The organism is Algirhabdus cladophorae (genome assembly GCF_044772865.1).
Taxonomy (GTDB): Bacteria; Pseudomonadota; Alphaproteobacteria; order Rhodobacterales; family Rhodobacteraceae; genus Algirhabdus; species Algirhabdus cladophorae.
On record NZ_CP173029.1, the window covers coordinates 3169722 to 3181993 of the forward strand.

Here is a 12272-nt window from a genome sequence, read left to right on the forward strand (position 1 = left end):
TACTCCTGCCGGAGGCAGAACCGGCCTAGGCCACCATCTGCTCGGCTTTTTTGAGGTCAACACTGACCAACTGGCTGACGCCCTGTTCGCCCATAGTCACCCCAAACAATCGATCCATGCGCGCCATGGTCACGGCATGGTGCGTGATGATCAGGAATCGCGTGTTGGTGCGGCGGGTCATCTCGTCCAACAGGTCACAAAAGCGCGTCACATTGGCATCATCCAAAGGTGCATCCACTTCGTCCAGCACACAGATCGGCGCAGGGTTGGCCAAAAACACCGCAAAGATCAGCGCCATAGCCGTCAGCGTTTGCTCGCCCCCAGACAGCAACGACAGCGTACTTAGTTTCTTGCCGGGAGGCTGGCACAAAATCTCGAGGCCTGCATCCAAGGGATCATCGCTTTCGACCAGCACCAGCTTGGCCTCACCACCGCCAAAAAGATGCGTAAACAACAAGCCAAAGTTTGTGTTCACCTGCTCGAACGCCGTTAAAAGCCGCTCGCGGCCCTCTTTATTCAGACTTGCGATGCCAGTGCGCAGGGCCTTGATCGCGTCCTCTAGATCGGCCTTTTCCGAGACCAATGTGTCATGTTCTTCTTGCACTTCTTTCGCGTCTTCTTCGGCGCGCAGGTTCACGGCGCCGAGGCTGTCACGCTGGCGTTTAAGGCGGTTTACATCCGCCTCGATCCGCTCGGCATCAGGCATTTTGTCGGGATCCACATCCAGCTGTTCCAGCAAAGCCTCTGGCGTGGTTTCTTGTTCTTCTGTGATCCGCTCGGCAGCATAGGTCACAGTTTCGCGGGCCGCATCGGATCGCGCCTCAGCACGGGCGCGGGCCTCGCGGGCATCCGAGGCCGCACGTTCCGCATCGCGCAAATTTGCCTCGGCTTGCCGCGAGACAGTCTCGCCTTCGGCCAAAGCATCAGATGCTTTTTTGCGCCGCGCTTCGGCCTCGCCAATAGCATCGGCCAATTCAGACCGCTTGGCTGCGATTTCTTCTGGTGCGGCTTGGGCCTGCTCTAATTCTTGCTCGGAGGTGAGTTTGCGTTCGGCCAGTTCCGCCGTGCGCTTGGTTGCGGTTTCCAGTCGATGTTTCCAGCCGCTGACCTCTTTGGTGATCTCTTGGCGGCGTTTCAATCGGGCCTCGCCCTCGCGGCGCAATTCATCAAAGGCAGATCGTTTGGCCATCATGGTCATACGGGCTGCTTCCACCGTCATTTTGACGTCTTCAGCTTGTGCGCGAGCCGCATCCAAATCGCCCAGATCCGCCATGGCCCGTTCCGCATCCAAAACCCGCTTGCGTGCGCCTGTCGCCTCGTCCTCAAACCGCGCCACCGCCAACTCGAGACTTTCCAATTTGCCCGCCGCGATAGATTTATCAGCCTCAGCCCGCGACAACGCCCGGTTTGCATCGGTCACCAAACGATCCGCGTCCCGGCGCGCATCACGTGCCATTTTGTCGGCATTGGTCAGGTCAGTCAGGCGCTGGGTCAGGGCCTCATGGGCGGCACGCGCACCATCAACAAGGGCAGTGGCCTGCGCCATTTCCTGTTTCAATTGTTCCAAACGATTGAGCTGTTGCAACCGTAGGGCGGCGGCTGAAGGCGCATCCTCTGCACCGGCGCGGTAGCCGTCCCAACGCCACAGATCCCCGTCCAAAGTCACCAAACGTTGACCGGGTTTCAAACTGGCCTGCTGAGCCGCCCCAACATCCGGATCTACCAAGCCGATTTGCGACAACCGACGTGCCAGCACCTCGGGCGCTTTGACGAAATTGGTCAGGGCCTTGATGCCATCGGGCAGTAATTGTGCCTGCGGATAGGCAGGCAGATCTACCCAACCCGAGGTATATTCAGCCGTGATTTTGGGCGCGCGCAAATCATCCGCAAGGGCAGCGCCCAAGGCCTTTTCATAGCCTGCGGTAACTTGCAAAACATCCAACAACTGGCCCTTATCGCCGCTTTCGCGATCAACCAGTTTAGCCAGCGCGTTCACCTCGGCCCGCAACGCGTTCAATTCACCTTCGGCCTGCGATCTGGCAGCCCGTGCGTCGGCTTCTTTGGTTTGGGTCTCGGCGCGGGCCACTTCGGCATCCGCGAGGGTGCTTTCAGCATTTGCAGCCGTGGCCGTGGCGGTCTTTTCTGCTGCCTCAGCTGCGCTGAAATCCGCCTCGGCTTTGGTCACCGCAGCTTTGGCATGATCCACGGAGGCACGCGAGGTTTCTGCCTCGCGCTCGTTTTTCTCCAATGTTTTGCGACTGTCCTCTAGCAAACGCTGAGCCGATTGATGCCGTGCTGCCAGACGCGCCACATCTTCAGTCATTTCGCTGGCCTCAGCCTCGCGGGTCGACAGGATCTGGGCCGCGTCGCTGGACATGGTTTTGGCCGCCATTACGCGTTCTTCGTGCCCGGCGCTGGCCTTCGCGATCTCACCTGCTTCCCATTCAAGTCGTTCGATGGTCTCGCCTGCGTCTTTGTTCAGGCCACCTTCACGTTCGATATCGTTGCCCAATTGCGCGATGCGATTTTGCAACGTCTCGATCATTTGCAGCGCACGGTTTTCTTGCTCGCTGAGTGTGTCACGTTGCACTGTAAGCCGCTGCATCACCGCTGCTGCAATCGCTTCTTCCTCACGTAGGCCGGGCAATAGATCGTCGACCTCTTGGCGTTGTTTGGCGGCTTGGCGCGCCGTGGCTTCGGAACTGGCCGCCAGTTTTGTCCGCTCGGTCAGTTCAGCCATTGCAGCCGCCGCTGCCTGATCTGCCTCTTTCCAGCGGCGGTACAACAGCAAGCCTTCAGAGCGGCGCAATTCCGATCCAATTTCGCGGTATCGTGCCGCTTGGCGGGCTTGCCGTGCCAGTGCCGCCAATTGCGTGGCCAATTGTTCGATCACATCATCCACGCGGGCCAAATTGGTTTCTGCACCTTTCAGCTTTAACTCAGCCTCATGGCGGCGCTGATAGAGGCCAGAAATCCCAGCGGCTTCTTCCAGAATACGACGGCGCGCTTTGGGCTTGGCATTGATCAACTCGCTGATCTGGCCCTGCCGGACCAGCGCGGGCGAATGGGCCCCGGTCGAGGCATCCGCAAACAGCATTTGCACATCACGGGCCCGCACATCCTTGGTGTTGGCCTTATAGGCGCTGCCCACATCGCGCGTGATGCGCCGCGTGACTTCCAAAATATCGCTGTCGTTGAACCCCGCCGGGGCCAGTCGTTCGGTATTATCGATCGACAGGTTTACTTCGGCAAAGTTGCGGGCGGGCCGAGTTGCAGCACCAGCAAAAATCACATCCTCCATGCCGCCGCCGCGCATCGCCGTGGGGCGGTTTTCACCCATCACCCAGCGCAGCGCCTCTAGCAGATTGGATTTGCCGCAGCCATTTGGCCCCACTACACCCGTCAGCCCGTCCGCGATGATTAAATCGGTCGGGTCTACAAAGCTTTTAAAGCCATTCAATCTGAGGCGTGAGAATCGCAAAGGCGCTCCGTTCACATCGATTCCTATTGGGGGGTAAGTGTGACGGGGCGATGGGCCTTCCGTCAACGGTCAAAACACAAGGTGTGGGGAATTGGGCTGACTTATCCACAATATATTGGCCGGAACGCCCCATAAGATAGGGATCGTCAAGACCTTCATGCCGCAAGACCGGTACATCATGTCGGAATCGTCCTTGACGGGCCGAGGCGGGGGGCGCAAACAGTTCAGGCTACGTTCCCCATACGATGCAAAGCATTTGGGGTTAATTGGGAATATGGTTCGGGCAACCCATTTCAGGGCCCAACTCCATAGCCGCCCCCGCGACTGTATGTGGCGAGTGTGAAGCGAAACAGCCACTGAGGGATCCCTTGGGAAGGCCGCCAAACACCCCGACCCACAAGCCAGGAGACCAGACGTGCATCGGTGAAGCCAAACGCCGTCGGGGATGACGGTGAACGGGAGAGTGAAGAACATGAAGAGCCAGAAAAAGGGCGCTGCCGCCCAAGCAGATGTTGCCAAGCAATCGCCCCATCATGCTGCGGTCGGGTTCACCCTACTGTTCAGTGCAATGCTGCTGGCGCTGTCGGTGATGGCAGTGGCGTTTCACTAACCCCCTTTGACGCCTGCCCCTGATTGAACCTGCGCCAGTCGGCTATAGGCAGCGAACCTTACTCAACACTTTCTTATATTCCATAGAGGCAGAAACGCCTGCCTTTCCGCACCACTCAAGGATCCAGTCCATGCCCGCTAAAATACCTGCAACCGTTGTCACTGGCTTTCTAGGCGCTGGCAAAACGACACTGATCCGCAACATGCTGGACAATGCCCAAGGCAAACGCATCGCCTTGATCATCAATGAATTTGGCGATTTGGGTGTGGACGGCGATATCCTGAAAGGATGCGGTGATGAGACCTGCACCGAGGACGACATCATGGAGCTTTCGAATGGTTGCATTTGCTGCACTGTGGCCGAGGATTTCATTCCCACCATCGAAAAGTTGTTGGACCGTCCCAATGCACCAGATCACATTGTAATTGAAACCTCCGGCCTTGCCCTGCCGCAACCTTTGGTGCGTGCGTTCAACTGGCCCCAGATCAGCACCCGTGTGACAGTCGATGGCGTTGTCACTGTCGTTGACGGCAAAGCCGTCTCGGAAGGCCGTTTTGCCCATAACGTGGCCGCCGTCGATGCACAGCGGGCGATGGATGAAAACCTAGACCATGAAACCCCACTTTCCGAGCTTTTCGAGGATCAAGTGGCCTGCGCGGATATGATCGTTGTGAACAAAACCGATTTGCTGGGCGAAGACGCCGCCACGGATTTGGTGCACAAGCTCAAGACTGACAGCCGCATTGGCGTTCAAGTGGTCAAGACGTCCATGGGCAAAATCCCCGTTGATGTGCTGCTGGGCCAGGGCATCGGCGCCGAGGGTGACCTAGACGCACGTCATGAGGTGCACCATCACCACCACGATCACGACAAGGACCATCATCATGACGGGGATCATGATGATCACGATCATCACCACCATCACCATCATGAACACGGCCATGATGAGTTCGAGAGCTTTGTGGTCACTCGTGGCGAAATCGCTGATCCAAAAGCCTTTGCCGAACAGGTTGCCGATGTGATCCGCACCCACGATATTCTGCGCCTCAAAGGATTTGCTGCCGTAACGGGCAAGCCCATGCGCTTGACCTTGCAGGCCGTTGGTCCCCGCGTAGACACTTATTTCGACCAAGCTTTTGGCAGCAATCCACGTGAAACCCGCCTTGTGGTGATCGGCCAATCCGGTCTCGATCATGCAGCCATTGAAGCCGCCTTGCAAAAATGAAAATAGCCGTGGAATCCCCCCTCACCCAAGATGCGGCCAACCTGATCGATGGATCAGAAGCCGCCTTGCGCGAGGTCTATACACCGGACGAGTGTTTTACCTTCACAGCGTCAGAACTGGATAGCGACGACATTATCTTCCTCGTCGCCCGCGATGACGGCAATCAGGCAATCGGCTGTGTCGCCCTATGCGACTACCAAACCTACGGCGAGGTCAAACGCCTCTTTGTGCCACCTGCGGGCCGTGGCCAAGGCACCGCACGTGCACTTATGGATGAACTGGAAGAACGCGCACGCCTTTTGGGCCACGCTGATGTCAAACTGGAAACAGGCGAAAAGCTGGCCGCCGCCGTCGCACTTTATGCATCAATGGGCTACGAAAAATGCGGCCCCTTTGGTGAGTATCCCGAACATCCTGCAAGCCTGTTCATGACCAAAGGTCTATGAACGTCCTACTCCGCCTTCTTGGACTTTTCAGCATTGGCCTTCATCCGCGCCAACAAAGCCGCTTTGTCATCTTTCGCGCCGAACGGTTTGTTCTTTGTGCCAAAGCTGTTGTGTTCTTGATGGCGCGGCGATCCTTTTGGACCCTTTGGGGCACCTGCTGCTTTATAATCCATGGGGGTCTCCTTTGTAGGACCCATGACCGATCCCACACACTAACACAAGTCTGGTCCCACTGATGCACCTTCTTGCCGCCACTCCGGGACAAATAGACGACGGGTCAGAGCCCGTTGATCTGGGCCAAACCCCGGCAGATGTCATTTTCATTTCCGCCGCCGACACCGAACTGGCCGCCTTGTCCGAGGCCCGCCAAGATATGGATGCTGCTCCTTCCCTGCGCCTTGCCAACATGGGGCACCTGCAACATCCCATGTCGGTCGATTTGCACATCGAGGCCTGCGCGTCGCAGTCGAAACTGGTGATCGCGCGGGTGTTGGGTGGCTCTGGCTATTGGCGCTACGGGTCCGAGCAATATGCAGCCCATATGCATGCAGCTGGAATTCCGCTGGCCCTATTGCCCGGGGACGACAAACCGGACGACGACCTGCGCCGTCTGTCCACGGTCAGCGATGCAGACTACGACGCCTTGTGGTCTTACATGATCGAAGGTGGCCCGGAAAATGCCACCAACTTCTTGCACTATGCCCAGTTCATTCTGGGGGCATCCGACAAACCTGACCCCGCCAAACCGTTGCTGCGTGCTGGGGTCTATTGGCCCGGCGCAGGGCTGTCGGACATTTCCACAGCCCAAGCCGCATGGACTGCAGATGCACCTGTCGTCCCCATCATCTTTTATCGTGCCTTGGTTCAAGGGGCAGGGCTGAACCCGATCAACCGCCTGACCAAGACCTTGCTGCGTGCAGGCCTCAACCCACTCCCTATTTTTGTGGCCTCCCTCAAAGATCCTGTAAGCCAAGCCACCCTCGACAGCCTATTCGCTGCCGCGCCGCCATCAGTGATCCTGAACTGTACGTCCTTCGCCGTCGGCTCGCCTCACCAAGGGGACGACAGCCCGACCAACCCACTCACAATGGCCTCAGCCAACCAATCACCCATCTTTCAAGTGGTCCTGTCCGGCAGCGCCGAGGCCGCATGGGAAGACAACATCAACGGTCTGTCGGGGCGCGATATCGCCATGAATGTGGCCCTGCCCGAGGTTGACGGACGTATCCTGTCCCGCGCCATCAGTTTCAAAGACGAGGCCTATTTTGACGAAGCCACCGAATGCGCAATCGCCAGCTACCGTGGGCGCGGTGACCGAATCCAATTTGTCACGGACCTGACCGCGAAATGGGCCAAGCTACGGCATACGGCGCTCAAAGATCGCAAAGTAGCGCTCATCCTCGCCAATTACCCAAACAAGGACGGGCGGCTTGCCAATGGTGTGGGTCTCGACACACCAGCCGCGACCATACATGTGCTGAATGAACTGACCCAAGCAGGCTATAGCACTCAAAACCTGCCGCCGGATACTCAAGCCCTGATGGATCAAATCATGGCAGGTCCCACAAACTGGCTCACAGATCGCGCCCAGAAAACAGGCGGCGAAACCCTCCCTCTCGACATTTACAAAAAGCACTTCGATGCTTTGCCATGGGACGTCAAACAGCAGATCACAGATCGCTGGGGCCAACCCGAAGACGACCCCTTCTTTTTTCAAGAAATACTCGCGCCGCAGGCAGCCGCCACAGGCGGCTTCAAACTCTCCATTCACAGCTTTGGCAATGTCATAGTCGGCCTGCAGCCGGCCCGTGGGTATAACATCGACCCCACGGACACGTACCACTCGCCCGATCTGGTCCCGCCTCACAACTATCTGGCCTTCTATTTCTGGCAACGGCATCACTGGGGCGCAGACGCTATCGTCCATATGGGCAAGCATGGTAACCTAGAATGGCTGCCGGGCAAATCTGTGGCCCTGTCCGAGACCTGCCTGCCCGAGGCCATCCTCGGGCCCATGCCGCATCTCTATCCCTTCATCGTCAACGATCCCGGTGAAGGCACCCAAGCCAAACGGCGCGCCCAAGCGGTGATCGTCGATCACTTAACCCCCCCGCTCACCCGCGCAGAAACCTACGGCCCCCTGCGCGATCTGGAAGCACTGGTGGATGAGTACTACGAGGCCGCAGGCGTTGATCCGCGCCGGATCGATCATCTGCGCCGTGAGATCCTCAGCCTGACATCTACCACCGGCCTTGCCGCAGATGTCGGCATGAAGGGCGAAGATGAAGACAGTGATCTGGCCAAGCTGGACGAATATCTGTGTGAATTGAAAGAGGCGCAGATCCGGGACGGGCTGCACATATTCGGCCAATCCCCCCAAGGGACGCTGGCCCGCGATTTGGCCATTGCCCTCACCCGCGTGCCGCGCAGCACCACAGCCGATAAAGACGCCTCAATCATCCGCGCGGTTGCCGATGATCTGGAACTGGACTTCGATCCGCTCAGTGCGGAGCTGGGCAAGCCGTGGACTGGCCCGCGCCCCGATGCTCTGACCACACTTACCGATGACACATGGCGCACCACAGGCGATACAGTCGAACGTTTAGAACTTGCCGCAATCCAAATGGTCGAAGGCACCCTTGGGCCCTTGGGCCCCAAATCCGCAGCTGTCCTACAGGAAATCGAAACGACGGTAACCCCAACGATCACCGCCTGCGGTCCATCTGAAATCAACGGCCTGCTCACTGGCCTTAATGGCCAATTCGTTCCCCCCGCCCCGTCAGGTGCACCAACGCGGGGGCGCATGGATGTGCTGCCTACAGGGCGCAACTTCTTTTCTGTCGACAGCCGCGCCGTGCCCACGCCAACGGCTTGGGCCTTGGGCTGGAAATCCGCGAACCTGCTGATCGAAAAGCATCTGCAAGACCACGGTGACTGGCCACGCAGCCTGTTGGTCACCGCATGGGGCACTGCCAACATGCGCACAGGTGGCGATGATATCGCGCAGGTTCTGGCCTTGATGGGTGTCAAACCCACATGGGATGCCGCCAACCGCCGCGTCACTGGTTTTGAGGTCATCCCCATGGGCGCATTGGGACGGCCACGCGTTGATGTCACGTTGCGTATCTCGGGGTTCTTCCGCGACGCGTTCCCGCAATTGGTGGCTTTGGTCGATAGTGCGGCCCGCGCTGTGATGGCTCTGGATGAGGCCGAAGGCGATAATCCCGCCGCCCACCGTGCAAAAACCGAAGGCCCCGCCCCACGCGTCTTTGGCTCAAAACCGGGGGCTTATGGTGCCGGCTTGCAAGCAATGATCGACGAGCGTCTCTGGGCCGATAAATCCGATCTGGCACAGGCCTATCTGGAATGGGGCAGCTACGCTTATGGCGCAGGACAGGACGGCAAGCGCGACTTGGACGGTTTCAAAACACGCCTCTCTCAAGCTGAGGCCGTTGTGCAAAACCAAGACAACCGCGAACACGACATTCTGGACAGCGACGACTACTATCAATTCGAGGGCGGCGCTGCGGCAGCGATCAGCACCCTTCAGGGACGCGACAGGCCGATCTATCACAACGACCATTCCCGTCCCGAACGCCCCCTGATCCGCACGCTGGATGATGAAATGGCGCGGGTTGTGCGCTCCCGCGTGGTGAACCCCAAATGGATCGATGGCGTCAAACGGCATGGCTACAAAGGCGCTTTCGAAATTGCGGCAACTGTAGACTATATGTTCGCTTTTGCTGCCACGACCAATGCGGTCAAAGGGCATCATTTTGATCTGGTCGAAGCCGCCTTCATTGAAGATGACGAAACGCGAGAGTTCATTGGCGAGGTCAATCCGCCTGCGTTGCAAGAGATCGCGCAGCGGCTGCAAGAGGCCATCGACCGCGGGCTATGGACCCCACGATCAAACTCGGCACGCGCGCGCATCGAAGGCCTACTGCCCTAGAAGCAGTCCAAATCGGTTAGAATTGTCGTCACTCCGTCGCGGGTGGCACTTTCTGGCGGCTTACAATCCAAATCACGCGCGGCGGACGGTGCAGCATAGGTCAACTCCTTTGAGCAGGCCAAACGAGCACGCGCCATGACCTGATCGCCTTGCAAGCTGCCCTTGGCCACAGCACAGCCCGTGGTTGCCTCAATCGCAGCAACCATCTTTTGCGCCATGCCTTTGCGCGCAAAAGCCCATTCGGAATTGGTGCGCAGCACTTCGACTGTATTCTCGCGACGGCGGACCGTAAAATCACTACCATCTATCGTGACCTGTTGCGCAGGGGCATTCATGAACCCAAGGCCACCCGTATCGCAGGCCCCAAGGGCAAGCACCAAGAACAAAGCATATCTCATGCGCTAAATCTGCCTGAAACGTGGTTAAGAAACCCTTACGTTCTTGAACCTTTCCTGCACACGGCCCAAAGTGGTCCCAGCACCTAAAAGGGGAGAGATCCATGTCCGAGGACACTGACCGCCACGCGATGAAAATGGCCAAGAAGAAAGCCGCCCGGGACAAGATCATGGCGACCAAGACTGATAAGAAAGGTCTGATCATCGTCCACACGGGCAAGGGCAAAGGTAAATCCAGCGCTGCTTTTGGCATGATATTTCGCTGCATTGCTCATGATATGAAATGCGCTGTGGTGCAGTTCATCAAAGGCGGGATGAGCACGGGCGAACGTGATTTGATCCTTGGTAAGTTCAGCGAGACGTGCGCGTTTCACACAATGGGCGAAGGGTTCACTTGGGAAACGCAGGACAAATCCCGCGATACCGAAATGGCCCAAGCCGCGTGGGAAAAGGCCAAGGAACTGATCCGCGATCCTGCCAACACCATGGTCTTGCTCGACGAGATCAACATCGCCCTGCGCTATGACTACGTGGACATCAACGATGTGGTCACATTCTTGGTCGAAGAAAAGCCCGAGATGACCCATGTGGTCCTTACAGGCCGAAACGCCAAAGACGATTTGATCGAGATCGCAGATTTGGTCACTGAAATGGAACTGGTCAAACACCCCTTCCGTTCGGGCGTCAAAGCGCAGATCGGCGTCGAGTTCTAAAGCCAGATTTCAAACTGGCGCGCATATCAGATCCAGCAAAGGCGCGATATCGTGCACCTGTTCCAGCTGGCCGACCAGATCCTCGATCTGATTGGCCCGGGCCTGCCCAAGCAAAGGTACCGTGAAGCTATGGAACTTTGCACTGATCTCGGCATCTGACATAGGATTGTCCGGATCGCCTTTGGGGCGGTAATCGCGTGACGTTAGAACCTGTCCATCGCGCAGGGTCAGCACAACACGCGCCCAACGTTCGCCGTGCTCGGCGGCTGCATTGAAACCGGCGTCTTCGGTCAATTCTGTTGCTTTGGAAATTCGGCATATCTCGGCGTCGTCCAAAACCGCCGGGGCCAGTTCAGCCAGTCCCACCTGCCCGCGCACCAACATGGCCGCCACCGGAAACGCGATACCATAGGCAATATCATCGGCGGTTTGTGGATCTTGTCCCGCCAAACGGGTCGCATTGTGAAACGTCTTAATCTCGACTGATGCGATATTTGCAGCGTTCAATCCATGCTGGGTGCGCAAATCTGATGCAGCATCAATGGCGGGATGGGCCCAACGGCACACGGGGTAGGGTTTGTAATGTGTGCGCTCTATCTCCCAATCGCGTCCTAGGCCGTCCCAAAATTCAGGGGCTGCTTCAACGGTCAAAGCAGGCGCACCAGTAAAACCCGCCTGCGCCATATAAACGGCTGTCACGCCAGAAGGCGCCCCCCAGCCAACACCGTCACGCACCATCGTAGGGTGGTCAATGCAGCGCATCATCTGACTGCGCGGCCCATGATATTCTGCGATGCCCATAGCGTGACGCGTCGCATCGGGCGGCAATTCTAGCAATCGCGCGCCCATGGCTGCGACCCCGATAGCCGTCCACGCGCCTGAGGTATGGTAATCGGAAAGCGTGGCATGCTGTGCCAATCCCGCGCGGTAGCCCACTTCATACCCCACGGCCATCGCCGCCATAAACTGGGAGCCATTTAGGCGAACACTTCCCCCAAATGCACAAAGTGCGGGAAACACAGCCGACCCTGCATGGCCCTTCACGGGCGAATGCCCATCATGAGCATCCACTGCATCTATTGCAAAAGCCCCGGCAAATGCAGCACCCGCGGGTGAAACCGACGCCCCATCAAACATCAGCTGCGCCTTTGGCCCCGTGGCCCCGGCCTGCCAATGATCCTTGCTGTAGCGCGCAGTGATACGCCCCATTTGCGTCTGATAGCCTGCAGCAGCCACCCCAATCGTGTCCAAAACGCTGCGTTTCATAAGGTTCTGCACGGATGACGGCAAATCCGCCCATTGGATTTTATGGGCAAAAGTTACAGGAGTATGAACCATTCAAACGCGTCCAATTTAATTCAAATTCAATCCACCTTGCCAACAGCCACGCTCATCAAACAAGGAAAAGTTGGCTCAACCCCCTCTTTTTGCTTATATTTCTAGGAAATCC

At 57.8% G+C, this 12272-nt stretch carries 9 protein-coding genes and 1 riboswitch; of the genes, 5 read left to right on the plus strand and 4 right to left on the minus strand.

Annotated elements, in window-relative coordinates:
- Positions 1-25: 25 nt before the first annotated feature.
- The gene (gene smc / locus ACIRQ6_RS15370) at positions 26-3481 is read right to left on the minus strand and encodes a chromosome segregation protein SMC (protein WP_420863920.1); all 3456 of its coding nucleotides are present in this window, start codon (positions 3479-3481) and stop codon (positions 26-28) included.
- A gap of 215 nt (positions 3482-3696) precedes the next feature.
- A riboswitch (cobalamin riboswitch) is annotated at positions 3697-3914 on the plus strand.
- Between the two features lie 39 nt (positions 3915-3953).
- Between smc and ACIRQ6_RS15375 the strand changes: the two genes are divergently transcribed.
- From ACIRQ6_RS15375 to ACIRQ6_RS15385, 3 genes are all read left to right on the plus strand, one after another.
- Positions 3954-4091 carry a hypothetical protein gene (locus tag ACIRQ6_RS15375; protein WP_420861478.1) on the plus strand — a complete coding sequence of 46 codons (138 nt, stop codon included), beginning with the start codon at positions 3954-3956 and terminating at the stop codon, positions 4089-4091.
- A gap of 130 nt (positions 4092-4221) precedes the next feature.
- Complete coding sequence (gene cobW, locus ACIRQ6_RS15380; protein ID WP_420861479.1) at positions 4222-5316, plus strand: cobalamin biosynthesis protein CobW; 1095 nt, start codon at positions 4222-4224, stop codon at positions 5314-5316.
- The gene (locus ACIRQ6_RS15385; RefSeq protein WP_420861480.1) at positions 5313-5762 is read left to right on the plus strand and encodes a GNAT family N-acetyltransferase; all 450 of its coding nucleotides are present in this window, start codon (positions 5313-5315) and stop codon (positions 5760-5762) included. The genes cobW and ACIRQ6_RS15385 overlap by 4 nt, the downstream gene beginning before the upstream one ends.
- 5 nt (positions 5763-5767) lie before the next feature.
- Here ACIRQ6_RS15385 and ACIRQ6_RS15390 read toward each other — a convergent pair whose 3' ends face one another.
- A complete protein-coding gene (locus tag ACIRQ6_RS15390; protein WP_420861481.1) occupies positions 5768-5935 on the minus strand; it encodes a hypothetical protein in 168 nt (55 codons plus the stop codon).
- Positions 5936-5997: 62 nt separating this feature from the next.
- Between ACIRQ6_RS15390 and cobN the strand changes: the two genes are divergently transcribed.
- The gene (gene cobN / locus ACIRQ6_RS15395) at positions 5998-9714 is read left to right on the plus strand and encodes a cobaltochelatase subunit CobN (RefSeq protein ID WP_420861482.1); all 3717 of its coding nucleotides are present in this window, start codon (positions 5998-6000) and stop codon (positions 9712-9714) included.
- Here cobN and ACIRQ6_RS15400 read toward each other — a convergent pair.
- Entirely contained in the window at positions 9711-10112 is a 402-nt protein-coding gene (locus tag ACIRQ6_RS15400; protein WP_420861483.1) for a hypothetical protein, read from the minus strand. The genes cobN and ACIRQ6_RS15400 overlap by 4 nt on opposite strands.
- A gap of 101 nt (positions 10113-10213) precedes the next feature.
- Here ACIRQ6_RS15400 and cobO point away from each other — a divergent pair, with 101 nt between their 5' ends.
- Positions 10214-10822 carry a cob(I)yrinic acid a,c-diamide adenosyltransferase gene (gene cobO / locus ACIRQ6_RS15405; RefSeq protein ID WP_420861484.1) on the plus strand — a complete coding sequence of 203 codons (609 nt, stop codon included), beginning with the start codon at positions 10214-10216 and terminating at the stop codon, positions 10820-10822.
- Between the two features lie 9 nt (positions 10823-10831).
- On the opposite strand, the gene ACIRQ6_RS15410 is transcribed toward cobO, so the two are convergent.
- Entirely contained in the window at positions 10832-12160 is a 1329-nt protein-coding gene (locus ACIRQ6_RS15410; protein WP_420861485.1) for an MmgE/PrpD family protein, read from the minus strand.
- Positions 12161-12272: the final 112 nt, after the last annotated feature.

What these genes read in the sequence shown, in the direction of transcription:
- ACIRQ6_RS15375 (WP_420861478.1), top strand. Translation starts at nt 3,954, where the DNA reads ATGAAGAGCCAGAAAAAGGGCGCTGCCGCCCAAGCAGATGTTGCCAAG.
- cobW (WP_420861479.1), top strand. Translation starts at nt 4,222, where the DNA reads ATGCCCGCTAAAATACCTGCAACCGTTGTCACTGGCTTTCTAGGCGCT.
- ACIRQ6_RS15385 (WP_420861480.1), top strand. Translation starts at nt 5,313, where the DNA reads ATGAAAATAGCCGTGGAATCCCCCCTCACCCAAGATGCGGCCAACCTG.
- ACIRQ6_RS15390 (WP_420861481.1), bottom strand. Translation starts at nt 5,935, where the DNA reads ATGGATTATAAAGCAGCAGGTGCCCCAAAGGGTCCAAAAGGATCGCCG.
- cobN (WP_420861482.1), top strand. Translation starts at nt 5,998, where the DNA reads ATGCACCTTCTTGCCGCCACTCCGGGACAAATAGACGACGGGTCAGAG.
- ACIRQ6_RS15400 (WP_420861483.1), bottom strand. Translation starts at nt 10,112, where the DNA reads ATGAGATATGCTTTGTTCTTGGTGCTTGCCCTTGGGGCCTGCGATACG.
- cobO (WP_420861484.1), top strand. Translation starts at nt 10,214, where the DNA reads ATGTCCGAGGACACTGACCGCCACGCGATGAAAATGGCCAAGAAGAAA.
- ACIRQ6_RS15410 (WP_420861485.1), bottom strand. Translation starts at nt 12,160, where the DNA reads ATGGTTCATACTCCTGTAACTTTTGCCCATAAAATCCAATGGGCGGAT.